Annotated in this window: 19 protein-coding genes; 3 read left to right on the top strand and 16 right to left on the bottom strand. The window is 41.0% G+C overall.

The genetic code is table 11. The annotated features are described in order from the left end of the window. Nucleotides 1–94 precede the first annotated feature (94 nt). Nucleotides 95–451: a diacylglycerol kinase gene (locus E5672_RS07235; protein WP_136781587.1), complete on the top strand. Its 357-nt coding sequence runs from the start codon at nt 95–97 to the stop codon at nt 449–451. Between the two features lie 33 nt (nt 452–484). Here E5672_RS07235 and E5672_RS07230 read toward each other — a convergent pair whose 3' ends face one another. The 3 genes from E5672_RS07230 to E5672_RS07220 form a co-directional block, all read right to left on the bottom strand. Continuing rightward, nucleotides 485–835, bottom strand: coding sequence for a hypothetical protein (locus tag E5672_RS07230; protein ID WP_136781586.1), 351 nt, complete (start codon nt 833–835; stop codon nt 485–487). Nucleotides 836–1,046: 211 nt separating this feature from the next. After that, nucleotides 1,047–2,255 (bottom strand): tyrosine-type recombinase/integrase, encoded by a 1,209-nt coding sequence (locus E5672_RS07225; protein ID WP_136781585.1) that lies wholly within the window; start codon nt 2,253–2,255, stop codon nt 1,047–1,049. A gap of 1,562 nt (nt 2,256–3,817) precedes the next feature. Beyond that, nucleotides 3,818–4,588, bottom strand: coding sequence for a rolling circle replication-associated protein (locus E5672_RS07220; protein WP_136781584.1), 771 nt, complete (start codon nt 4,586–4,588; stop codon nt 3,818–3,820). Nucleotides 4,589–4,938: 350 nt separating this feature from the next. Between E5672_RS07220 and E5672_RS07215 the strand changes: the two genes are divergently transcribed. Continuing rightward, nucleotides 4,939–5,424 carry a hypothetical protein gene (locus tag E5672_RS07215; RefSeq protein ID WP_136781583.1) on the top strand — a complete coding sequence of 162 codons (486 nt, stop codon included), beginning with the start codon at nt 4,939–4,941 and terminating at the stop codon, nt 5,422–5,424. Between the two features lie 811 nt (nt 5,425–6,235). On the opposite strand, the gene E5672_RS07210 is transcribed toward E5672_RS07215, so the two are convergent. The 13 genes from E5672_RS07210 to E5672_RS07145 form a co-directional block, all read right to left on the bottom strand. Further along, nucleotides 6,236–7,585, bottom strand: coding sequence for a DUF2254 domain-containing protein (locus E5672_RS07210; RefSeq protein WP_136781582.1), 1,350 nt, complete (start codon nt 7,583–7,585; stop codon nt 6,236–6,238). A 138-nt stretch (nt 7,586–7,723) separates the two neighbouring features. Beyond that, nucleotides 7,724–8,872 carry a heparan-alpha-glucosaminide N-acetyltransferase domain-containing protein gene (locus E5672_RS07205; RefSeq protein WP_136781581.1) on the bottom strand — a complete coding sequence of 383 codons (1,149 nt, stop codon included), beginning with the start codon at nt 8,870–8,872 and terminating at the stop codon, nt 7,724–7,726. 18 nt (nt 8,873–8,890) lie between these two features. Next, on the bottom strand, nt 8,891–10,447 hold the full coding sequence (locus tag E5672_RS07200) for a PepSY-associated TM helix domain-containing protein (RefSeq protein ID WP_136781580.1): 1,557 nt from the start codon (nt 10,445–10,447) through the stop codon (nt 8,891–8,893). 246 nt (nt 10,448–10,693) lie between these two features. Then, on the bottom strand, nt 10,694–11,029 hold the full coding sequence (locus tag E5672_RS07190; protein WP_136781578.1) for a hypothetical protein: 336 nt from the start codon (nt 11,027–11,029) through the stop codon (nt 10,694–10,696). Nucleotides 11,030–11,067: 38 nt separating this feature from the next. Beyond that, nucleotides 11,068–11,913 carry a sugar phosphate isomerase/epimerase family protein gene (locus tag E5672_RS07185; RefSeq protein ID WP_136781577.1) on the bottom strand — a complete coding sequence of 282 codons (846 nt, stop codon included), beginning with the start codon at nt 11,911–11,913 and terminating at the stop codon, nt 11,068–11,070. Beyond that, entirely contained in the window at nt 11,910–13,232 is a 1,323-nt protein-coding gene (locus E5672_RS07180; protein WP_136781576.1) for a DUF6005 family protein, read from the bottom strand. Before E5672_RS07180 ends, E5672_RS07185 begins: the two co-directional genes overlap by 4 nt. Before the next feature lie 8 nt (nt 13,233–13,240). Further along, nucleotides 13,241–14,545: an AMP-binding protein gene (locus tag E5672_RS07175; protein WP_136781575.1), complete on the bottom strand. Its 1,305-nt coding sequence runs from the start codon at nt 14,543–14,545 to the stop codon at nt 13,241–13,243. Then, nucleotides 14,538–16,352 (bottom strand): IucA/IucC family protein, encoded by a 1,815-nt coding sequence (locus E5672_RS07170; protein WP_136781574.1) that lies wholly within the window; start codon nt 16,350–16,352, stop codon nt 14,538–14,540. Before E5672_RS07170 ends, E5672_RS07175 begins: the two co-directional genes overlap by 8 nt. Next, nucleotides 16,342–18,222 carry an IucA/IucC family protein gene (locus tag E5672_RS07165; RefSeq protein ID WP_136781573.1) on the bottom strand — a complete coding sequence of 627 codons (1,881 nt, stop codon included), beginning with the start codon at nt 18,220–18,222 and terminating at the stop codon, nt 16,342–16,344. The genes E5672_RS07170 and E5672_RS07165 overlap by 11 nt, the downstream gene beginning before the upstream one ends. Before the next feature lie 97 nt (nt 18,223–18,319). Then, nucleotides 18,320–19,684 carry an MATE family efflux transporter gene (locus E5672_RS07160; RefSeq protein ID WP_136781572.1) on the bottom strand — a complete coding sequence of 455 codons (1,365 nt, stop codon included), beginning with the start codon at nt 19,682–19,684 and terminating at the stop codon, nt 18,320–18,322. A gap of 269 nt (nt 19,685–19,953) precedes the next feature. After that, complete coding sequence (locus tag E5672_RS07155; protein ID WP_136781571.1) at nt 19,954–20,106, bottom strand: DUF2256 domain-containing protein; 153 nt, start codon at nt 20,104–20,106, stop codon at nt 19,954–19,956. Beyond that, a complete protein-coding gene (locus E5672_RS07150; protein WP_136781570.1) occupies nt 20,093–21,631 on the bottom strand; it encodes a cryptochrome/photolyase family protein in 1,539 nt (512 codons plus the stop codon). The genes E5672_RS07155 and E5672_RS07150 overlap by 14 nt, the downstream gene beginning before the upstream one ends. Nucleotides 21,632–21,636: 5 nt before the next feature. Further along, the gene (locus E5672_RS07145; protein WP_136781569.1) at nt 21,637–23,061 is read right to left on the bottom strand and encodes a cryptochrome/photolyase family protein; all 1,425 of its coding nucleotides are present in this window, start codon (nt 23,059–23,061) and stop codon (nt 21,637–21,639) included. Nucleotides 23,062–23,172: 111 nt separating this feature from the next. Between E5672_RS07145 and E5672_RS07140 the strand changes: the two genes are divergently transcribed. Continuing rightward, nucleotides 23,173–24,480: a DASH family cryptochrome gene (locus E5672_RS07140; RefSeq protein ID WP_136781568.1), complete on the top strand. Its 1,308-nt coding sequence runs from the start codon at nt 23,173–23,175 to the stop codon at nt 24,478–24,480. Nucleotides 24,481–24,493: the final 13 nt, after the last annotated feature.

The following is a 24,493-nucleotide window of genomic DNA, read 5'->3' as shown; positions in this document are numbered from 1 at the left end:
TAAATAGCACAGAAATATTATTGACTGTAATGCATATGTAACGAACGTTGGCTACGTTTTGAAAAAGCTGTCACTTACCTTGTGATTACTTAATATGATTACAAAACGAACGGGCATATCTCGGATACTTTATGCCACTTACTATTCACTAAAAGGGCTTCGCGCAGCCTTTAAAAGTGAAGCTGCAGTCAGACAAGAAGTTTTCGCTTTATTAGTCTTAATACCCGTAACTTTTTTGCTAGAGGTTACAAGCGTAGAGCGAATACTGCTTGTGATGTCGCTATTGATAGTTTTAATCACAGAGTTGCTCAATACTGCCGTAGAGAAACTTTGTGACCATGTAAGTACAGACATACATTTATTGATAGGGCGTGCTAAAGATATAGCTTCCGCAGCTGTCTTTATCAGCCTAACGCTTGCCGGGTTCACATGGGTGAGTATTCTTTGGTAGTGCAAGTAAAGGTTAAGCAAAAAAAGCCCGTGGTTACAGGGCTTTGATTTTCTGACCACAACACTCTAAAACAAGGGTGCGGATGGTGCTATCTAAGTTTTTAATATGCGAATAGTGCAGTGAAGTTTCACCGCCTTTATTTATATCTTTGATTGTAAATACAACATCATCGTCTCGAGAAGTGACGCAAACTCGGACGTAATCGTCCGATTGTGCAAGGGGCACGTGAAGATATAAAGGCTCGTTATTTGAATTAAGATACTCTATCGCTGCTTCTTGCGACTTAAATGGGTCTTGCTTTTCAGGCTGTACATTCCATGACGAAGAAGGAACCACCATTTCAGCGAGTAATTTTCCATGTTTTGTATCAATACCGCTACTCATATATCACTCCTTTTACGCTAGCGTATACCAAACTAATTTGGCCCAGTAATATTGAACTGGCACTTTTAATATTACGAACTCAATTTTTAATACGGACGTGAAGCAGATTAAGATTGGTAAAAAGTCTGAATGGAGTAGGCGAGTACAGTGATTGTGTTTAAAATAGGTTATGCGTAACCTTTTGTGTTGCATGTTATTGTTTTTATGCGCTTTATCTTTTTCTCTTTTCCGACAACTTTGCCATTCCGCCACGTTTTACGTTCGCTTGTTTGGTATAGTGCCCCGGCATTTCTGGTGATTGCCAGCCTCCAGCCAGTTGAAGTTCAGGCAAAGACGCACCATCTTCTGCTAAAGAAACAGCACCACCAACTCGTCCGCTGTGTGGGGTAATGTTTTCACTGATTCCTGCACGCTTAGCAATGCGTTGCCAAATTCTATACACGCTGGAGTAATTAAGTACATTTGCCTGATGACTTGGTATGTTTTCATTAAACGGCAAAAGCGCCGTCTTATGGTTTGTAAGTCGCCTAAACAAGATACCTTTGTGTATACCGCGTAAATCTGTAGGCTGTCGAGGCGCTTTTGTTTTTGGATCTAAATTAGCTTCGTTAATATACTCTTGAACCATAGAGATAGTACTTGAAGATACATAGCGATATTGACCTTGACCCGATTGGTCACTTTTTGAGGAAACCACCAACAAAGTATTATTTCGTGTTGATATATCTTCAATACAAACCCTTACCAGTTCGTCGGCACGAAGTAATGCATCAAACATTAAATTGATGATCGCAAGGTCACGAAGCTCTAATAAAGAGTCTGGAATAATGGCATTATTAATTTGCTCAACCATGTCGATAGTAAGAGGAACCGCTTGTTTGTGAGACAAACGAAACTTTCTATTTTCGATAAGTGATAGGCGAATAAAATCTCTTAGATAGGCAGACCTAATTATTGGGTTAGGTAACTTAGCCACACCTAAGAATTTACTCAGTGCAGACAATCGACGCTTAATGGTTCTATAGGCTAGGGGAGAGCGACAAAGCTCCTCTACGTAATACTTGATACAACGTTCATTATGTTCAAAGTCGTTTTTGAAACCGTCCAGCTTGGCTTGCCTACAAAATATTGCGAACTCGTTGTAATCACTGATGTATGCACGTTGTGTGTTGTATGGAAGCTTGGTGAAAATATCACGGTAGTATTGCTGATAATAGCTTTCAAAACTTTTACCGGAAGATGAATTATCAGATGAGGTTAAACCTTGAGAACTGGATGTGTATGCGTTGTCATTAGAATTATCCATGCCCTGAATATTAATGGTTTCTTTAATTGAGTCTGGCTGAGAAGCACTAGAGCGATTGTCGTTTCTAACTATACTGTGCGAATTTTCCTGTGAATGAGTAAACTTAGAAGACATTAAATAACCTGGTGATCACGTATCGGCAGTATTATGCTAGATTTCACAATTTCATGTAAAGTATTGATTATATTGATATTTCACGCATGATAATTACAGTTATCATGCGTGAAAGTTAGTCCCAACACGCTAATTGAGGCAAAATATTAACCCGCCTCATCAAAATTTGATAAATCACTCTATCATAAAGCTGTATATATAAACAGTTGTAAGTTGGTTTTACAGATTGATTCTATACGACATGTACGTTCATTAGCGGCTTTCACTAGACAAGTGCTTAAGTATTCAATAATTGACGCATTCTTTGTACATTTTTAGCACTATTTTAAATCGTGCCCTACGCAAAATCTGCAAGGCAAAGACCCTAATAAGCGCTCAGATTTCACGTAGCGTCGCCTGAAAAATGCTCAAAAATTTTAACCAAAGCGACACCTTTGTTATCTCTTAGTATCGAACTTCTAGGTTTAAAATTACCAATAACTTTGGTTTTGTGAATGCGCTATAGAAACTGAATACTTTTCTTGCGGAATAGGTGATAGCAATTCGTCCCCGTATCTTCGCAGTTATTTCCTGCATGCGATAGCTCAATACACAGTGATGTACACTTTGTAATAGAGCGTCTATCTGCCACTAAGTTTTCAAACTATCAAAGCGCGGTCGAAGCAATGTCTAATTATTATCCGAACCTTTAATAGTTATTAGTATTATATTGGTTGCTGGTATTGCGTAGATGAAAACTAGGCTTCTAACTTAATTAAATAAAACCGTTATCTTGTACTAATATTCAAGATAATCGTAAGAAAATGCTATTGAGCTGCAAAGGTAAATAAAACATAGCTTAATGAATAAGCTAGCCTTGTTTATGTACTTCATACCAATAAACTACGGCGACTTAGCTCAGATTTATAATCTTAAATCCAACCATGATATATAAAGAACAAGACAATGTTTCGTATTAAATAACGACAACTTATCGTTTAGCTTAGCAAAATAGCTGCATAAGCGTTTAGCTTTTTATCCAAGAACAATAGCTGATAAAAACGGTTAAATCGTAAAGCATGTTGTTCGTAAATATTAAAAATAGCTAAGGTACCTTTAATTTTAAAGCAGATATGAAAACTGTTAAACGTCAATTATGTCGTTGTTTGAAATCTCCATATTTAGAAAACAGTTATCGCATTAAACTGCTTTGATATTAATTACTAACAGTAGGTCAGCGCTGAAATTTAATGTAACGATTTCCTGGTCCTTTCTATATCTATTTTAATACTCTATTTAACATAATATACATTATGCGTAATTAAGTGTATGGAGGATTAGGGCGATGATGTCGCCCTATTTGGTTGGTTTGTTGGCTGTGTGTACTTACAGACTTTTATGCGTGGCTGCTGTGTTGGTGTTTACGCTTGTGCGTGAACATCGCACTTGTGTCTCTACTTTTAATTTAAAACTGCTCAGATGATTTGATTTAGACGTAATAAATTAAATCGTGCGCTACGTAAAATGTGCAGCATGATTACCCTGATTATTTAATTTTATTCACGTAGAACGCGGCTAATTATCTAGGCTATTTTAACGACGAAGATCCCCATGCCAGTCATGATGACTTTCCACGGGGATTTAACTATTTCGCCTGTGCTTTTCAGCACGATACCTCCACCTTTAGCGCGACGTGGTTTATCGTCGATGTCTGCAATCTCTTTTACCCACGTTGGCATTAACCACCAACAACGCTCATTTCTACCTGATTCAGATAATCCACCGAACGCATGAATTCGACAGCCTTTAGGGAATTTTTTATCTTCACCTTTAGACACATATTTTGCTAAATAAGCCACGGGTCTTTTTACCCATTCAATACGTGTCATTCCATGCGGCCACCAACCTTGTTTATCAGGTTTTGGCAACGTCACTCCGATCGGCAACCAGAATATTATGTGGTAATGAACGGCACCGCGTTTTTGTAATTCAGCCACCCATACATAACGCACATCGATGCGTCTACGTTTGCACCACTGGCGAACCAAGCGCATGAAGTAACTCACATCATCGGCTCTCCAGTCATCGGTGTTTCGATATGTCAGCGTAACCATAGCACGTCGATAACGCGCTTTACGTTGCTGTAAATCTTCCTCATGGAGTCTGGCTGAAGTTAATACACCGTGATTCATTCTGCGTAATCTGGATTGGTCACGGTCTATTTTGTGTATTTCAGTGGGCGTTCCAGTTGTTGATAAAGAGATAAACCCAGACGCAGTCCGCTTGGTAATTTGTGTTTCGAGGTCGTTTTGGTGTGTTTTTTCGTCAGTTTTTCGATTCGTGCATTGAAACATACGGGATTGCTTTTAGAATTGGAAGTGCCCGACGGGGCACTGTAATTGACTGAATTAGCGGAAGTAATGTATACAGGGAGTATGCCCCCTGCTCTATTGGGAACTCTTCCCCGCAAGCGGGAACCGTTCCCAACGTCGCAGTAGGTAACTACCATGGGATTTCGGGGTCTAGTTCGGGTGTAACAGACATCCGAACCGCTACGCGGGGTTTAGCAGGATGGCAATCAGCGAATTTACTCATTGCTGACTTCTGCATGCCGTTGGGGGGGTAGAAGATTTGGCGTATCTACCAAGGGATACCCGTTCACTTCGTTCACTGCATGCCCGATGGGCATTAAAAAGGAATTTAAATGAAATTTTTAGATAACTTCACTCAAGAGTACAAAGAGTCAATTCAAAAACTTGGAAGTGATGCTAGAAATAATACCATTAAATCTAGCTCTGAAGCCTATAAGAAACAATGCAATGGGTTGTTGAATAACTATACTCACAAAGTTGTCGAAGAAGTTTTAAAGCTTCAACGAGACAATGAAAACGTGACAGCTGAAGAAATAAAAAGTGCACTAGCAGAAAAGTGTAATTCTAAAGTTTTTAGAACCAACACACTTGAAAGCTCTTACAAAGATATTCTAAACAAATTTTCACAAGCTAAAAACGCTTTGGATAAGTTAGTAGATGTTAAGAAACAATATGCCACAATGGATTGGTGGGAGAAATGTAGAGCCCTTTTACTAAGGGTTTCTACGGCAATATTTATTGCTTCGATAATACTTTTTACAAGTTACTTGGCTAAAGAGTTGGAAATACCACTACCGCTTAGAATGGGTATCCAGTAATAAAAAAGCCCCCAATATCTGAGGGCTTTGATCTACTTCTTACTTTGAAGATAAATCTCGAACGTTTTACAAATTCTACTAACAGTAAAATAAGCAATAATCAAATAAACAACTAATGGCTCGATAGCGATCATCTTTTCAATAAAGTTAAGAGTTTCTTCGTTCATAAAGCAACAGGCCGTTATTCTATTAGCGCTTGATGCTTGGCTTTCTTGCCTAGATTCATTTGCAGAGCTGCGATACAAAGAATCGTCCATGTTTTGGTGTATTATACCGTAAGAAAACGATTTAGCTGCTCTATTTTTATACATACATAATGGCATGAATAAACCAGTAACTTTGACCACTGAACAACAGCTACTTTTGGTACGCATGCCGTGTAGACTACGTGGCACCTACATCACGTGGTTGCTTGGCTTCGATCCATATTTCCTCATGAGCCGCGAAACTTACTACCGTCATGCAGAAGAACTGGCAACAAAATATGGAATTGAGATACGCAAAAAAGCTCGTATTATCAGCCAGATAGTCAGACTGTTTAATATACGCTATGAGTATAATTATGTTTGTAGATTTGGATTTTTATTGTTTGAGTATTAGCTACCAACGAACCATTGTTTTGATGGATTCAATTCGCACACCGAAAGCTTTCCAATAACACCAAGCAAACTCACAGTAATAATTGTTCTATTAATTAAGTGCTTTCAAATAACTAAGCTATCGTGACTATTGGGACAATGTGAAAAAAACAATTTAAAAGAAACCCGAAATGGTTATTACTATCTAGTTTTATTCTGCATCTAGTTAAGGTCTAGCTTTGATAAATACGCTCAATTCGCTTTATATCTTCAGCATAGTCTAATGCTAATTTTGCGCGCTCATAACTCTGTTTAGCTAATTTGTTCGCTACATTGGTGAAGTCTTTATCTATCTCTGTGTCGCTGTTATTGAAACAGGCTTTGATAGTGTTGAGAGATTTTTGAATTCGTATGGCCACTTCTATGTTAGCCGCACCATCTCTGGCAATACTTGTATAAGCGTCATCAAATAAATCGTCGACACTCAACTTGGGTAATGATACGCGGTCATACTTCCTGTCGTTTTGATTTTGGCTTTGTTCCTTGTCGTTTTCATTTTCTGAATGTCGATTAGCACGCGTCTCGCTACCTTTATGCTTTACATTATTATCCTGATAGACAGGTTTGTGCCACAGCAACATCAATCTGGTGATGCTACTGATAGCATTTATCGCTGTACCATGGTCATTGACAGATGGAGACAATGCTCGAGATGCAATTTCAGCCAGTACAATAAATCCAAATCTGGGGTCTGCTTCAAATGATCGTGCTTCGCCTATAGTAAAGGCGCTGATAACTTCATCGTTTTTTAATTCTGTATTTGAGTACGCCAATGCGCGTTCTGGGGTGACAAATTCACCGGGGAGTAAAGCAACATTAATAAAACAGTCTTTGCTTTTTGCTAGAGTTTGTAGCTTCGCGATATCGATAAGCTGGATATACCCTACTTTGTCCGTGAAAATAGCGTAACTCCCCTGCTCTTTTATTTCTTCTTGCGGAACAGCTCCCAGACAGGGGCTTTTTATTCTGTTTTTTATTGCTCGTGTCGTGGCGTTTTCTACTTTTAATAGCGTTGACCCCACACGGCCTAAACGAGCTACGCTATCTACCCATCGGATAAAGGTTAAAATTACCGCCACAAAGGCTAAGCACGTTAAGCAAAATAATATGAACAGCCCAGCCTTATTAAAAATAGCTTGGGTCATTGCAGTAAGCGCTACCGCGCTATAAATAAACGCCCCAATGAATACCGACAATGCATTTTGTGATACATCGTCAGAAATGATAAGGCTTAGTGAACGAGGCGTAGATGATCGACTCGCTGATGCATAAGCGTTAACCATAGTCCCTGCTGAGAATGTGGCAATTACCATCATACTCGATGCCATAATGGAGAGCAGTGCCTCAACAGATTCCGGTTTGATTTCAGGGATATGCTCGGCTAGTGAAGTACCGTCAGCCACTTTAGCTAGAAATACGGCAAGAATAGATAGAAGGCAAAACCCAAGAGGTTTTACCCAAAGCTTTTCTTTCAGGCTATAAACAAGAAACCTAAGTCTATCTACAGTTATTGGTGCTTCCACGTTGCTCTCTTCTGAATTTACTTTCCTCAGTAAGTACGAAAGTTATTAGGTTTTTGATTTATCTTATCTTTATTACGTAAGAACAAAGCTTAAGAGTAATAGGTATTACGCGTCTAAATCTTAGAAGGGATTGAGCTACTATTGCGTTGCCGATTCTAGTTTGACACGAGTTTCCTTACGTGAAGAACAAGGTTCGGGCGTAGCGCTTATTGTTCTGTTTTTATAGTTGTACCAAGGTAATACAAGATAGTGACTGATTAACAAAACAATAAGCATGGCTGCTAAGGTACTCAACATTGATAATTGTTGTAGCCCAACCAGCATAAGCCCCCAACCGATGCATATCCACTGTAGTACATATATCGCGGTAACATTTTTACCCCAAAAAGCAAATAGCGAAACCACATAGGTTGCTTTGAGCCTAGCTACAAACAAATGAATTGCAAAGATAAATAGCATAACAATGCCATTCATTAGTAAGACTACACCCGGACCACTTCGAAGGTTTGTAACGATGTGATAGTCAGGGTTACTTAAGGTAAGCAAAACGCCTAAGGTCGTGCATACTGCGCCTAGCTTAAGACAGTAAGTGAAGTTTATAGCGTCGCAATCATTTTTTCGTTTTAAAAAGCGCCCGAATGCCATTCCTGCAATGGGATAAGCAGCCCATGGAAAAATAGGAAATATAGCCCCTACTTCTTCGTTCCCAACAAATAGTTTCAGCAACTCATCAAAAATAGTTAGTGACGTGTATTTATCCCAAACACTATGCGATAAAAAAGCGATAGCGGTAGCCGCGCCTAACCAAATGCAGATTTTATTGGTCGCATGTTTCAACGAGGAACATATTAATAAAGAAATGCCAGCGAACTGGAGTACATCCCCTATTAGCAGTTCACTTAAAGGCGTGTGAGGTGCAACATCCTGATAAGTTACAAGCCCTAACTTAAGCGACAGCCACATGGGTATTGTTCCGCGAACAAGGTTGAGTAGGTAGCCAAGTACGAATAGCGACAGTGCGCGTTTAATTTCCTCGTGGGGTGTGGACGACGTGGAGGACCCTACAAAAACTCCCATAATAAAAACAAACATTGATGCTGCAGGCCAACCTATAGCGAATTTGATTGCCATTCCAAATGTGCTGAACCTGACCTCGTCCAAACCGTAAAAATCGAGTACATGAATCATTATCATAAGTAACACTGCCACACCTTTTGCTACGTCAAAAGTCAGTTGTCTATTAACGCTAGGCGTGGCTGAGTTATGGGGTAAATAGAATAGTTTCATGCGTTTCGCTTTTTATTATTAGTGGTCAGTAAAGGTTTTGCCTGTCAGTTCACTCTTTTTTAATAAGTTCATACCTAACCAAAGAAGCAGGCAGGAACAACTCAAAAAAATGAAAGACACAGAAAAAAGGCTTTTATAGTTAGTATTAAAATATTGCATTATGCTTTGGCTGTGGCCAAACACTTCAACCACAGTTAAAAATGCTAGGATGATCCCGCTCAGTAGTACCATGCCACTTATTGTTCTAAGCCCATTTTGCGTGAAAAATGCGGCGATTACCGAAAGGCCGTAAACTAAGAAGAAAGCAGCTTCAACCATCAGCGCCCTGTTATCCAAACTGGCAGCTAATGTTCTCTCAAGTAGGAATGCAGTCGCGGTAGCTGGAATAATGCCCGCACAACCTCCTAAAGTAAGCGCGGAGATATTACGTTTAAACCGTTGTGAGATACTGCGATTATTTTGAAATTTATTAAGCCACAGCATGTTGCCAACTATTATCAGACCGCATACGGCAAGGCCCAGAATGAAAAAAACAACCCTGACATCAAAGCCAGCAAAGTGACCAAAATGTAGCGCATAAAGAAAGCGGGTTCCGTCGGCAAAAGCATTTCTTTCAATGGGGTTTAGTTCTGCAGAAAATGCATTTTCACGTACGCGGTAAGTCATATCGATACGCTGGGAAAAGTTTGTTTCATGTTGACCTATGATGCGAATTAACGCGTTTTCGTCACCATAATTTGTCAGCCGTAGCGAGTGAGCCTTTGCATTTTGCTCTTCTTCCCACGATGCGACCAGTGCGTCTAGGTCTGGCATTTCTCTTTCGATGCCAGCATACGACTCTGTTATTCTGGGGAACCCTGAGTCATTCAGCAGCGCAGTTCTATCGCCATCGTAGACAAATAAAAGCGTGACGATTTGCGAAATCAAGCCCAGATTAAACATTAAGCCGGTAAGCGCATACATAAATGTATAAGGTAAGCTCATCACCCCTACTACATTGTGCATATCTGTAAGCTGATTACGCAGTGTAGCTTTTGAGCCTCTATAGTAAAAAAAGTGTGTTATTAGCTTTTTAAACTGAACAATTAGGCCGGTAAAAATGACAACTGTGAAAAATAAGGTAATTATTCCAACAATGTGGTCGCCTAATGGCAAATTTAAATCAATATGTAAACCATAAAGAAAATCAGCTAAGTGGAAACTGTCAATAGAAGCTACGGTTTCTCCATTTATCGGGTCTACATATAGCGAAGTTAGCGCACTATGAGCGGCGCCATCTTTTTTCTCAGGAAGATAAAGCTCATACAGTGGCAGCGTGTCAGTTGGCAGTACCACGAACATTCTTTCTTGCGTGTCCACATTATAATCAGAGAGAGCTGTATCTACTATTTCACTTAACGGTAAAGCGTTTGACTCTGAACGGGCTTCTGTATGGGGTAAAACCGACCAGGCCTTTAATTCTGGATAGAACAAAGTAAGAGAACCAGCCCAAAACACGATAAACAGAGGAATTGAAATAAATAGCCCTATCCATCCGTGACCTTCTAATGCAGAACGAATTGCACTGGCTTTCATGCGACAACTCCTATCTTAATAAGTACATTTAGTACAAGCGAAACTAATAAAACGCATAAGCATTGAAGGAACGGCTTTTTGATGGTTTCAAAACAGTAAAAATAGGTGATTAATCCAGCCCAAAGTAAAAAGCCGAGTATGTAACCCGCTAGTAATTTACTGTCTACATCAACAGGTAAAAAGTGGTTTATATTTAAAATAATGCTTATGCTAAGCACTAAACCGATAAAGAATGAAAGCAGTGTTTTACGCCACATAAACCCCTCCCATTAAAGACAAGGCGAAGTTGATAACGGTGCCATACACAACAACCCTTAATGAGCGATTTTCATGTGCGCCGATAAGGGTTATTAAAATAAAGTTCATCATGATCATAGTGATGATGGAAAACACAACCGCCCAAATGTTGTGTTGCTCTTTTAAAAGAAAAACAGCCACTATTAATGCGGCGACGAACAAAGTTCTGCTTAAAACCTTCGATATGGTGGGGGCATCCGTTCTTTGATGCGTAGATGAAAAGTAAAGTGCTGCGCACCCGCCCCATAATGTTTGTAATGCGAGTATATTTGTAATTAAAAACATATAGATTCAAATCCTTTTGCTTATCTTTACCATTGGGTTTAAATGGCGAGAGCAGTGACGGCTGCTTGACTCATTTTTTGAAGTTTGTACCTGTCTTGACTAAGAACGTTTTTACAGTTGTTGCCAAACCACTCTAACGACGAATCTATGTTGCGTATTTGTGGCTTTGAATACAGGTATTCAATGAACCCTTGGTAATCTACCGCACCGTCAAAAATGGGTACCATTCCTTCTCGTGAACCTGCAGCAGCGTAAACATTATCGGGTGCAAACACGCTTAAATGCTTACTGCTACTAATATTTTTGAAATGAAAGTGGTTGATATATGGAGCCAGTAGTTCACAAGATGCGATAACATCTGCGCCAGACTCCCACACGTGTAACACGTCAAAGTTAAGCTGCAGATTCGTTTTGTTAACCCCCTCGAAAAGCTCGATAGTAGAGGCTACAGAGTCAGCATAGGTGTTCGGGTGTGTTTCAATCACTAAGTTAAGGTCATAGTCACTCAGCCAATCACAAACGAGCTTCAGCCGTTCAAAAAGTAAATGCTTCTTGTCATCAGTGATAGCGCTACTTGCTTCATTACTAGCAAATGTACGTATCTTAGTGGCCCCCCAGTGCTTAGCTAAACGACAAAGGCGGTGGACTTTAAAATATAAGGTGTCAACTTCATCGAAAAGAGGCAAGTAGTCACTTAGCATAGTGACTCTTAATGAATAACTCGAAAGCCAATCTTTTCCATATAGGGGCTGATCCTCTAAATTAGTCGCGTGGGCTCCCCACAGTTCAATACCTTGGAAGCTATTAGCCACAGACCATTTTGCGATTTCTGCTATTGATATAAGCTGATGTCTGAACGAAATGGTGCATACTGAAAGGTTCATACGGCAGCCTCCAGGTCACAAGCACTCGTTAAACTGGGATCTGCTTTAGTATGAAGTTGGTGAAACGCCAACCATTCACGGTAAACATTATTAAGCTTCGACTTTATCTGTTTCTCGGTAGTATCTTGCTCGTCGAGCAACCTGATAATTTCTTCAAAAAGCAGTGTCGTCTCTTTGCTTTCCTTCGCCAGCTCTGAAAGTTTAATTGCACGGTATTGAATTGCTTTATACGTCGATACGAGTTTCTCTATTTCATCGCACCACAGTTCAAACGTGACTTCTGGAAACCCAATGTCGCGCCAGAAATAAGCGAACCCGTGTTCATATGCATACTTCCTAATGGCAAGAACGGGTATTTGCTTTAATGCATCACCTAACTCTTCCCCCTTACCATTTAAATTGTCTCGATGGGCAATAACAATCTTCCTAATGGCGTTTGTAAGGAGGTTTTGCTCAGGGAAGAATGTCGCTTCAAAATATTGAGAAATAGCGTTAAGTGACGAAGGCACGATTTCATTACTATCGAATAGGTACCCCCCTGCAACATGCGGTGATGTAATAGCATTGATAACATCCGTGCGTTCAACCTCTCCTTCCCACCTAAAGTCTGGATCAAACATAAACCAGCGTTGTTGGTTGTCTGTTTTCTTCAACATCACATAATGAGGGAAAGGGTTCTGGTTAAACTTATTCTCCCGTTCAGGTAACAAGTACATGTCTAGCATTACCATGATGTTTTGCGAGGCAGTAGCATTGTCGAGCAAGCTTTCTAATTCGGCTATGTTTTCTGCCTTCGTTTTCTTGCTGTCATACCAAGACGTAACCTCTACACCATAAATACGTTTATACCACTGAATAAAGAAGTCGTGGCTGACAGACTCGTCATGATAAGCAAGCGTATATTCTTGCGTGACGACAACATCGGCATCCCACACTCCGAAGTAAAAAGGTCGGTGGTCGACTTGTGGAGAAGCTTTGATACTTTCACACAAACAGCTTACAAAGCAGTGGACCTTAATATCTTCGAAGGGCACTTCCTGAACCTGGGTGTTATCTTCGTCTTGACTTCCATCTTGATGAGATAAAATAAAACGCGCAAGACTCTCTACCGTTCTAACATCATCTTGGGATATTGCACTTTCGGGCACTTCAATGTCGTAAGACAATTCTAGTTGAATCAGCATCTGCATTAGCACCACTGAATCAATGTAAAGATCTTCATTCAGGCGTGCCGAAGGAGAAAACTTTTCAGCGTGTTGTGATTTCATGTCGTGCGTAAGCACATGCTTAATTGTATTTATTAAAGAGTCTAAATTCATAACGTGCTCTAGGCTGTAACCGCTTGTGTCTCTGCTTCTAATTGGTAGCTTTCTGCTATGGCTTTTCTATTTACCTTGCCATTAGGCAAACGGGTAATAGCGTCGACTTGAACAAAATCAAAAGGGACTTGATAGGTTGCTAAGTGCTGGTAACACCAGCGTCTTAACGCGGCTTTATCCTCATCGCTAAAGCGATGAGGCGCACAAAATTGTAGGAAAGCTCGGTAGCCTGTGCTGTGGTCTTTTACTTTAAATAAAACCGCATCTTTAATGTGGGGATGGGTTAATACAATGTCTTCAACATCTTTGGGGTAAACGTTTAGTCCCGAAACAATTATGGTGTCATCTTGGCGCGCAACGAAGCATAGCTGCCTCCTGCCATCAATGGTTTCGAAATATCCAAGGTCGCTGGTGTGGATCTCTGAAACTTGACCATCGAGTGGTTGCTTTACCTTTATTACCATTTCACTCGGTGCTTTCGAGTTATCACCAGCTTTAACGGTAACATGAGGAAGCACTTCACCTATTACATTAGCGCGGTCAAAGGTTTTGCTTATTGCAACACATCCAGCTTCAGAGCATCCGTATTGCTGATAGAAATGTTTTATTTTGGATTTGGTTCGCTCAAACACGGGGCCTGACATTAAAGTGCCAGAGGTCATAACAGCGTGAAGCTTACTGTTGCTGGGCCAAAGCATACATATGGTATCTATCATTAATGGTGACGAATACAGTAGAGGTTGCTCAAGTTTAAGCAGCGCTTTGAGTAAATGCTTGGGATTGATACTCGTAAAGACTCTAGGGTGTTTACCTCGCGCTAGCCCAACAAATATCCCGCATATAAGCCCGTACGAGTGAGTAACGGGGCAAGCAATAACCGGCGTCATAGAGTTTGGCGCACTGAAATGAGAAACGTAAGCAGATACTTCCTGATTTATGCTACGCCAAGAGCGCTTGATGCTTTTAGGTTCGCCGGTGGTCCCCGAACTCATTTGAATAAGGCCGGGAGCAGTGTCGGGCGCTTCGTTTTCAGGAAATAAAGTCACATTGTCGAGCGTCTGGTAGATGAGAGCATAACACCCAGCTCTATCGGCGTACTTTTTTGCTAAAGCTTCTGGCGTACTAGCATGAATAGGCATTACAGTAAGCCCAGCTTCTTTTGCGTAAAAACACAGTGAAAGCCAATCAGTAACGCTTTCTATGCACACAGCAACACTGCCTTTTTGTGCTTTTAGGTAAGAGGTATTTGAAAATACCTTAAATTTTGAGCTTATATCTTGGGCTGAGATGACTTTATCGTCGATACTAAGCATGTGACTCTCCACAAGTATCTTTGAAAAATTTGGCTAATGGGTTTTCAATGGTGTGATGAAACTCTTCATGCGCATTGCCTGCATGAAGTTTTTTCTTCAAGAGCGATTCAGTAATAATGCGTGGTTCAAATAGACTCAGGCGATCTATACGGGAATAATCTGTAATTCCGCTATCATTGTATGAGCGTATAGCGCCAGCGACTTTTGACCAAAAGAACCCCTCGCTACAATAACTGTGTTTAGAAAAGAGAAAGGATAACTCCGCTAAGTTATAGACAAATACGGTATCAACGAATAGCTCTCGCAATGCGCCGATATTGTCCATCCAGTAATAGCGATTAAAGGGAGCGTTGACGTAATCAGAGTTAATCTTTTCAAATTCAGGCACGCTGCATTCGTTCGCAATAAAATCTGGCACATACTCTAAACTTTCGTGAAAATCACGTAGCACTACTTTCTTGGGTAACCCATCTTTCAATATTAAGGACATGTTTTGCGCATGTGCTTCTACTGCAATACCGTGATTAACCAATAAGTGCCACACGGGAAGCACTGCAGTATTAATGAGTGCGTCCAACCATTTTTCTACGCCGTGATTTTCAATTAAATGGGCGACAAATGGTTTACCGTCTTGTTCAGTACTAGCAAGGATGGCAAACGGTACGGTCTGAGAGTTAGGCTCGTTTAACACGCTAGCGTCACGAAAAATAGTGCTAAGACTCGGTGCTAATGCAGTAGCCCAGCTACTATTTTCGCCATCATCCCGGGGATTTTTTAACGCAATACCCGCGTATTCTTTTTGAATAGATAAAACATTTTGCCTTTGTAGCCACTCATCATTATTAATTAAGGTGGCTAACCAATTAGATATATGGGGTGCAGTACACACTGAATGAGGTTCAATTGTGCGCAAAGACGACGTGTTCACCACATTAAGCGGTAGCTTTACACTGGCTTTATTTACATTGCTTGTATTAAGCAGGGTTCTTAAAGACGTGCTGGCTTGGTACTCATCTCCAGCTAGCCCAAGGGAGTAAACGTCACTATTTGCTAGAGGTTGCTCCAGAAGAGGCCTAATGGTTTTGTACTGCCAAGGGTGTACGGGCACCAGGCCATAGTCTTGATGATTCCCACCCTGCTGGCGCAAGATGTCGGTCAAATAATTGTAGGTAGAATGGCCTAGCTCTCTTTTCCAGAAGCTTTGTTCAGTCTCGCCGTTAAAGTTTGCACTTAAAAATTCACGCTTTATCGCAAGCCACTGAAGCTTAAACGTTCCGCCAGCTTCAGGTCCGTATTGTTCATGATCTGCAACACTAAAACCGCTTCTTGATTTAAAGCACGGGTGGTACGGGTGGCCTTCTATAAGTGCAGATTCTAGGCGGTTATAACTAAGTGCACGCCTACTGGGCATTTGAACCAGATTCTTTTGATTCCAGCGGCAAAGTAATAGCGTGTGTTTTAATTCATCGACGAGTTTATTCCGCTTATCATCAGAGCAAGATAGCGAAGCAATGACGTTGATAGCGTGTGACAGTGTTAACGGTACACCATCTATTTTAAGCGAATTAGGATTTAAACGAACTCTACTAAAGTGAGTTATTTGGCCCTGGGCTGTTATCAGTGCCTTGCCAACATTGAGCGTAAATTTCCCGCCTTTAAAACAGTATTCGACTATGCCCTCATAAAGTAACGCTTCAAACAACTGTCGAACAACGCGCTTCTCACTTTCGCACATTACTGAAACATGTGTTTCTTTCAATGCAAATTCAGGTGCTGTCGTTTTTTGTAAACTGGGGTTAGCAAGCATTGGCAACTACCCTATCTGCACTTTCTTGTCGTTGCTCGTTAACATGCGATGGTGCTTCACTCAGCTGTTCAATATTTTTAAATGGGTTAATTACCCATACATACACAGCTAGCTCATCTTGTGCTTCAAGCTCATCAACATCCTTTACCCGAGTAAGAAGGTTGGCTTTAAAAGGAAGTTTTGCTCGTGCTAATACCGAGGTTACGAAAGCGGTGCCCAGTGAACCTAAACTAGGCAGCATGGATTTTAATCTATGGTAGGTTTTATTTAGTAAGGTAGGCTCTAACGCGAGTTGGTCGCTACCGAGGCGACTGATCACAGCGAATAATTGATTAAAAAACAGATAATATGTAAATCGATTAATTATCATTTGTTCACTGTAAAACAGGTCTTTGCAGTGAACGAGTTGAGGCTCCATGGTTTCAAGTATTTGTTGTCTTTCTTTTGACAAATAAAAACCCTGGTTATCACGGTAATAGTAAGCTGTAGGATAGCCTTCAGATATTGCTAATAGTGAATTTTGTTGATGCGCCTCTAAGGCTATTCCACATTGGTCGAAGAGTCTTATTGCTGGCTCAATGGCACAATTCAAATAAGTATCAAACCATTTTGCAGCCACCTCACTACTATCAATGCCTTCTTTTTGTGCCTGCGAGTGAATGATAGAAGCAAGTCGAGATTGTCCACCGGGCACGAGAGGATCTTGAACTAGGGCTGCTATAGACTGCGTTGTGCAAGAACCAGCAGATTCATTAATTTTATTGAAAGGGTTTTTTCTTAGTATTAACTCAAACCCACTTTCTTTACCGTTACCTGCGTTTAGAGAAATATATGCAGGGTCCTCAATAAATCTGAACTGAGGATAATGTGTAGAAAAGCCACATCGTTTAAGTAGACGGCAAAGGGTGACGCCAGCCTCTAATTCATGGTGCATATTCTTTCTTAAAGAATTAGTTACCTTCACAGGTATAGAAACTTTCACCATGTAGTTTAACTCTGCGTTATACAGAGTTCTTACTGAAGACGTAGGCGTAAATGAAGGCCCTAACTCTCCTAGTTGGAGCAACTCACCTTCAATAAGCATTTTTTGTATAGGAGCCTGAGCGCACAGCCAGTCAGCTTGAAGTGGATGTACCGCTAATAACTTTAAATTTTTACGATGTATTTCTTCAATAAGTGCTTTGGTAGAAGAGGTTCCATCACTTAGCGCTATATTTTCAAGTATTTCAAAAGCGCACTCTGTTTCAGCGCTATTAGAAAATGTGATAGGTTGCTTGGCCGCAAAATAATGTAGCTTGAACTGGCCTTTCAGTTCTGGCGTGAAAAGTTCGTGCTGCCATCGATGCATTCCCTGTCTGGACTTGGGTGTGGGATGTAACCAATGCCCAAAGAGAATAGCTTGTTCAGAGTCGATAAAACGATTACTTTCCAGGTCGGGATCGCCTGCACGATTTTCTAGATACATCGCCATAATTTGATGACTTTCGATGGTCCTGGCGTAAAGTTCTAAGCTTTGCTCTGCGATTGTATTTGTTTCGCCTTCACTGTAGATTTCGTCGATGAGCAATAGAATAGCGCTCATGAAGGAAATTTCTTCCCATTGAAGACTATTAGGAAGTTGTTTGTATATCGAGGTGAATATATGGCGTCCTACCGTGGAACGATATGATGCGGATACTGATAACCGAGTATTATTAGCGGTTAGAAAAAGCTCAACGGCATATTTATCATTTTGATGTAACTGAATACCTGTTCGTATTACCCACTCTGCTTTAGTGTGCCAAACCCCCGTATCGATTTCTTTGATATAAGCATTCATGAATGCCTGAAACGACGCGTTATTAGCCTGTTTCTTAGCGACTGAAGTCATGCATAGACCCTTTTAAGATGAGCAAATTACCGGGCCAATTTAGTGAGAATGGTTCTCATTAGCAAAGACTTTTACATTTGTTACATGTGGTTATTTTTTAAGTGTTTCGTTTTAGATAATAATGTTTATAAACAAAAAAGACTGCGCAGCACAGCGTCACCCACTCTGCAATGGGAAGTGCTATAAGAAACGAAAAGTCCGTACTTTTATCTAATGATGTTGAAGTAGTGAAATGGAATAAAAATAGTAAAAAGCAAACTGGAAACAGAATACTTCTGCCTAATGCAATGACAGCAGAATGAAACGGCCTTTCAATGGCAGTTAAAAACACACTAAGTAGTACATTACAGCCGTTTACTAGGAAAAGCGGCCAAATATACAGAATAATGATATACGCGTAGTTAGATACTTGTTGTGTGGGGGCCAGAAAAAGGCCAATAAAGAATTGTTTAAACCACAATAAGCACGCTGTTATTATCAGTCCAACAATAAACACGGTACCTAACGCTATCAATAAAAAAGCATTAACCCTTGTAAGCTGTGAGGCTCCGCGATTGTAGCTAACAAGTAAATGCAGTGCGTCTGCGATACCAAAGCTGAGCATAATACTTAAAAATATAAAGTAATTAACCACACTGTATGCAGCTACACCCTCGCTGCCAGACCTTATTACAAGTAGTGCGTTGATGACCAAGAAAAGCACACCCACGGAAATTTCATTAGTAAACTCTGAAATGCCATTCTTTAAAACGTAAAAAAGACGCCGCCACGGTTTATTAAACGTTGAAAGCGTAATTGCTCGGCTCTTATCAGCAAAAAATGCTAGTAATATAATGAGCTGAAGAGCTTGTGCTAGGCCAGTTGCATAAGCTGCACCCTCCATGCCAAAGCCCAAATGCCCTACCAATAGCGCATCTAACGCTATGTTAGATACTGCACCTATAAGTAATGCAGTGGTAGCAAGTTTGGTGTAGCCATCTGCTCGCACAAGGTAGTAAAGCACCATGCCTGAGAACTGAAGAATGAATACCCATCGAAGAACGGAAAAATATTGCTTTGTTAGTGGCGCGATGTCAGACGGAATGTGAAGTAGCCAAAACAAAGCTGGTTCCGCAATGTAGCTTAATCCTGCCAATACTATATTGAGGGTTACTGTAACCACTAAAATTTGCGTGAATAATGCACTGGCAGAATGGGTATCGCCCTTCCCCATGAAGGTACCAATAGTAACGCTTCCCCCAATTGCGAGCATTAAAGAAAGAGCTACAAGAAACGTAATGTAAGGTAAAAGTAACGTTACTGCGGCTAGACCTTGTGCGCCGACGTATTGGCCTATAAAAATACCATCAACTAAGCTAGCGGTTGTTAAAGCAATAAGGCCAATGAGTGATAAAAAAAATTGTTTAAAAAATGTGCTGAATAAAGAGTTTTGTAAAATTGCTGCTTTTGTAGACATTGCCATTACTACTTCTAGAACCTGGTTTGTCGTAATCCTAAGTTCGTTATGCGACCCGTTCAATGAAGGTTACATTTGACACATATGTTAACGGCATGTTGCCGCCGCACTGTTATGGCTTAAGAGAAGTAGACAACAAAGGCGGCAGTTAGAAGGTCTAATCTGGGCGACCGTTCAAAGACTGCTGGTGGTAGCGGGCAAACTCGCGCCTCGATAAAACAATGGCAAATTAAAAAGCGCTAAAACTCTTAATTTGCCAGTTTAGTTACGCTAGGTTAACCATAATTGGATTTGGTTTTGTTTTTTGATGAAGCACATCGCTTCGAACAGTAACGCACGTTTTCCCAGTTTTTCTCCCATTTCTTGCGCCATGTAAATGGCCTCTCACAGACTGGGCACATCTTTGTAGGTAAATCAGACTTCTTCATTTTTCGTAAGTTTTGATAAAAATAGGGTCGCGTCCTGTTTCATGGCTTCGATATTCTCTTCTTTCATCCGCCCGTAGGTTTTATAAATCATGGCCATGCGGTGGTTGTTGCTTAATTTTTCCTTGTGCTTATCAATAAAATGCCAGTACAGGTAGTTAAAGGGGCACGCTTTCGGTCCCGTTTTCTTCGAAACCTGGTAGCCACAATTTTTGCAGTAGTTGCTCATTTTGTTGATATAGCTACCACTTGCGACGTAGGGTTTACTTGCTAAGTTTCCACCGTCGCTGTACAAGATCATTCCCGCTACATTAGGCAGTTCAACCCATTCATAAGCATCGGCGTACACAAGCAGATACCATGCTTGTACCTCTTCAGGACTTAATTCAGTTAATAAACTAAAGTTTCCAATCACCATTAGCCGCTGTATGTGATGGGCATAAGCGTTTTGTTGGGTTTCTTTTATACATTGGCGCATGCAGTTCATGTTGGTTTGGGCGTCCCAAAAAAACGAAGGTAATGCACGGCTGTTGTTAAAGTAATTGTCTGTCTTCAAATTCGGCATGAAATGCCAATAGAAGCCTCTTACGTACTCGCGCCAACCCAATATCTGTCGAATAAATCCTTCAGCAGAGTTAAGAGGTACTTGTCCAGCGTAGTACGCCTGTTCTGCGGCTTGAATGGCTTCTTTTGGAGTTAATAAACCACAATTCAAGTAAAACGCGATATGAGAGTGATAAAGCCAAGGCTTACCCTCAACCATGGCATCTTGATACTGCCCAAAATTTGGCAGTCTTTCTTCTATGAAGGTGTTTAAAACGGTAAGTGCGTCTTTTCGTGTCACGGCGAAGTGAAAGCTATCAATATCGCCGAAATGATCGTTAAATTCGTTTTTAACTAATTCGATAACATCTGAAGTAATATCGTCAATGTCAAATGTGGTGTGTTTTGGTACTTTTTGAGTTTCTGGCATAGATTCACGATTTTGGGAGTCGTAATTCCATTTACCACCAATTGGATTTTTACCCTCCATTAGTATGTTGTGCTTGCGGCGCATTTCACGGTAGAAAAACTCCATTCGGAGCTGCTTTCTACCTTCGGCCCAATCTGTGAATTCCTTTGGCGTAGAGAGGAACCGGTTGTCATCGCAGATTGTTACGGGAATGCCAAGCGCGTTTTCCCATTGCTCCATGCTTTTTAGCAAACGGTACTCTCCCGGCATGGTTACTTTTACAGCATCGTAATTATGTACACTGACTTCGTGTTTAACCTGAGCAAGTAAGTCACCTTTGTTATTGTCATCAGTATATTTGACGTAGTTAACGTTAAAATTGTCGTCACGCAACGCCTGGGCAAAATGGCGCATGGCGCTAAACAAGAACGCAATTTTTTTCTTGTGGTGTTTTACGTAAGTTGCTTCCTCACGTACCTCAGCCATTAAAATAGTGTCTTTGCTTTTTACCGCTTCAGCGATCGCGGGCAATGTTTCAGTAAGCTGATCGCCTAATACCAAAATAAGTGTTGCCATACACCCTACTCTTTTATTTGCTGAAACGCATCGAGGGCACGCTGCCGAGATGCTTTCAAATCAACAATAGGCTTAGGGTATTCCTTACCAAGTTCTATGCCTGCGTCTTTCAATATTGCAGTGGGGGCTTCCCATGGTTTATGAATGTACTTGTCTGAAAGTTTGTTTAGCTCTGGGCAATACTTGCGAACATAGTTGCCCTTTTTATCAAACTTCTCACCTTGGAGTATTGGGTTGAAGATCCTAAAGTAAGGCGCTGCGTCTGCTCCAGAACCCGCAACCCACTGCCAACTGGCACTGTTACTGGCAAGGTCAGCGTCTAATAACGTGTCCCAAAACCATCTCTCGCCTTCATGCCAACTTAGCAATAAATTTTTAACCAGAAATGAGCCAACAATCATGCGCACGCGATTATGCATGTAGCCTGTTTGCCATAGTTCTCGCATACCAGCGTCGACAATAGGAATACCCGTTTTTCCTTTTTGCCACGCTTTAAGTGCCTTCGCATCTGTGCGCCAAGGAAATTTATCGAACTTGTCGTTGAAGTTTTTATTTGGCAGCGTTGGAAAATGAAATAGCAAGTAATAGCTAAACTCACGCCAACCTAACTCGCTCAAATAGGTTTCAATGCTTTTGTCTTCGCTATTTCCGAATTTATCTTTTATTGCATACCAAACTTGGTTTGGCGAAACTTCGCCAAAATGTAAATGCGGCGATAAACGTGAAGTTCCTCGTGCAGAGGGAATGTCACGCCCGTCTTTATATTTTCGTGCAGAGTTTTCAATAAAGTCTGCTAAGTTATCAGCCGCACCGTCTTCACCTGGTGTCCATTCTTTAGCAATGGTTTCATCCCACTTAATAGTGGGTAGCAAGTTTAGCGATGCTAATTCAATACCCTCATTTTTTACGTCTGCATAAGTTATGCGTGCCGGAGGCGCTTTAGGGTATCGAGGCTCCTCTACTTGTAAACAGCCTTTTTTGTAATAGGGAGTGAATACGCGATATGGCGTGCCGTCTTTTTTGAGCACTTTCATTGGTTCCCACAAAAGGCTTCCATTGCAACTGTGTGCTTCATATTCACTATCAATCAGTGTTTGCTTAATTGCCTTGTCACGATTTATTTGCCAGGGCTCATAGCATCGGTTCCAGAAAATCCCCCTCGCATTAAAGGTTTCCATTAATTTTGGAACTAGAACCTGCGGATCACCTTTAAATATTTGCAAGTGACCGTTAAGACGTTTATTGAGTGAGGCTAAAGAGTGGTGAAGCCACCATTTGCTTGCGCCCCCAGGCTCTCTACCATTAGGTGACGAATCGTCGTAAATGTAGATAGGCACTATTTTGCCCATATCACATGCTGCGTTTAATGCGGGGTTATCTTTTACGCGGAGGTCTTGTCTAAACCACACGATGCTCACAGGAACGGTCACTTTTTTTCCTCAGGCGTTGCGCCAAATCTAAATATTATTCGTATTTGAGATATTACGTAGTAAAGCGGATTCAAGATCCCTGTAATTCTCAAAAAAACACTTAAAATTAGTATGATAAATCAACAATCTAATGAAAGATGTTCAAACGCTCATCAACGGGGCTTATTCTGGTTTAGACATGACCTAAGGCTACACGATAATGCGGCTATCTCGGCACTGTGTAAATCGGTCAGCGAGGTAACGTTTGTTTATATAATTGATGACAAGAACTTTACCCCTAACGTCTTTGGTATTGCCCCAATGGGCGAACATAGACAGCGTTTCTTGAAGCAAACGTTGGTAGATTTAAAGCACCAACTGAAAAAACTGGGTCACGACTTACTTGTACTTAAGGGAAATCCGGCTGCTTGTTTAGTTGATTTATTAAAGTCTGGACAATTTTCCCACCTGGGCGTCAGTAAGCACTGTGGTTTCGACGAAACTGCACAGCTAAACACAGTTAAACGTTTTTTTGATACGTTAACGGTTATTGAGACCTCAACGTTTGGCCTATTTGACGCACAAACACTTCCATTTAGCATAGAAAATATGCCTGACGTTTTTAGTCCTTTTCGCAGAAAAGTAGAGAAATATTGCCAACCATTATCGGTCCATCCAGTTATCGAAAGCCTGCCCGCTTTCTTTGTGCCAAAGTTTGACCCGTCTTTTCTATTCAATTTGGATGTTGATTTACCTGAACCTTCTGCAACATCGTTTGTAGGTGGCGAAACAGCCGCGCTTTCTCACTTGAACACTTACCTTTACGACTGGCAGGCTGCGGCTTCCTACAAAGAAACCCGTAATGCACTAGATACATGGCAAGACAGTACAAAGCTATCTGCATGGCTTGCCAACGGGTCGCTTTCACCGAGGGAGGTTGTCAGACAAGTGCAACGCTTCGAAGAAACCGTAGAAAAGAACGAGTCTACTTACTGGATATATTTTGAACTACTTTGGCGTGAGTTTTTTCATTGGTTACAGTGTAAATATGGGGCCAAATGGTTTCGCTTTAGTGGCATTCAGGGTAAAACACCTTCGACAAAACATTGCCCCGAAACATTTGCCCGTTGGTGCGAAGGTAAAACCGGCTATCCAATTGTAGATGCCTGTATGCGGCAACTCGCTGAAACTGGCTATATGTCAAATCGCGGTAGACAGCTTGTTGCGAGCTGTTTTGTTCACGAGCTTCGGCAAGACTGGCGATATGGTGCTGCCTGGTTCGAACACCAATTAGTCGATTACGATGTAGGTAGTAATTGGGGCAATTGGCTTTACTTAGCCGGCGTTGGCAGTGACCCACGTGGCCACAGGCAGTTCAACTTGCAAAAGCAAACTGAGATTTATGACCCTACTGGTCAGTTTCGCAATAAGTGGCTGTAGCTAGTTGTCTGTA

The sequence above is a fragment of the Alteromonas portus genome, from assembly GCF_005117025.1.
In the GTDB taxonomy this organism is placed as follows: Bacteria; Pseudomonadota; Gammaproteobacteria; order Enterobacterales; family Alteromonadaceae; genus Alteromonas; species Alteromonas portus.
This window is presented reverse-complemented; position numbering and strand designations above follow the sequence as displayed.

What these genes read in the sequence shown, in the direction of transcription:
- E5672_RS07160 (WP_136781572.1), bottom strand. Translation starts at nt 19,684, where the DNA reads ATGGCAATGTCTACAAAAGCAGCAATTTTACAAAACTCTTTATTCAGC.
- E5672_RS07165 (WP_136781573.1), bottom strand. Translation starts at nt 18,222, where the DNA reads ATGACTTCAGTCGCTAAGAAACAGGCTAATAACGCGTCGTTTCAGGCA.
- E5672_RS07220 (WP_136781584.1), bottom strand. Translation starts at nt 4,588, where the DNA reads ATGTTTCAATGCACGAATCGAAAAACTGACGAAAAAACACACCAAAAC.
- E5672_RS07215 (WP_136781583.1), top strand. Translation starts at nt 4,939, where the DNA reads ATGAAATTTTTAGATAACTTCACTCAAGAGTACAAAGAGTCAATTCAA.
- E5672_RS07235 (WP_136781587.1), top strand. Translation starts at nt 95, where the DNA reads ATGATTACAAAACGAACGGGCATATCTCGGATACTTTATGCCACTTAC.
- E5672_RS07140 (WP_136781568.1), top strand. Translation starts at nt 23,173, where the DNA reads ATGATAAATCAACAATCTAATGAAAGATGTTCAAACGCTCATCAACGG.
- E5672_RS07190 (WP_136781578.1), bottom strand. Translation starts at nt 11,029, where the DNA reads ATGTTTTTAATTACAAATATACTCGCATTACAAACATTATGGGGCGGG.
- E5672_RS07185 (WP_136781577.1), bottom strand. Translation starts at nt 11,913, where the DNA reads ATGAACCTTTCAGTATGCACCATTTCGTTCAGACATCAGCTTATATCA.
- E5672_RS07205 (WP_136781581.1), bottom strand. Translation starts at nt 8,872, where the DNA reads ATGAAACTATTCTATTTACCCCATAACTCAGCCACGCCTAGCGTTAAT.
- E5672_RS07230 (WP_136781586.1), bottom strand. Translation starts at nt 835, where the DNA reads ATGAGTAGCGGTATTGATACAAAACATGGAAAATTACTCGCTGAAATG.
- E5672_RS07225 (WP_136781585.1), bottom strand. Translation starts at nt 2,255, where the DNA reads ATGTCTTCTAAGTTTACTCATTCACAGGAAAATTCGCACAGTATAGTT.
- E5672_RS07200 (WP_136781580.1), bottom strand. Translation starts at nt 10,447, where the DNA reads ATGAAAGCCAGTGCAATTCGTTCTGCATTAGAAGGTCACGGATGGATA.
- E5672_RS07155 (WP_136781571.1), bottom strand. Translation starts at nt 20,106, where the DNA reads ATGAAGAAGTCTGATTTACCTACAAAGATGTGCCCAGTCTGTGAGAGG.
- E5672_RS07150 (WP_136781570.1), bottom strand. Translation starts at nt 21,631, where the DNA reads ATGGCAACACTTATTTTGGTATTAGGCGATCAGCTTACTGAAACATTG.
- E5672_RS07180 (WP_136781576.1), bottom strand. Translation starts at nt 13,232, where the DNA reads ATGAATTTAGACTCTTTAATAAATACAATTAAGCATGTGCTTACGCAC.
- E5672_RS07175 (WP_136781575.1), bottom strand. Translation starts at nt 14,545, where the DNA reads ATGCTTAGTATCGACGATAAAGTCATCTCAGCCCAAGATATAAGCTCA.
- E5672_RS07170 (WP_136781574.1), bottom strand. Translation starts at nt 16,352, where the DNA reads ATGCTTGCTAACCCCAGTTTACAAAAAACGACAGCACCTGAATTTGCA.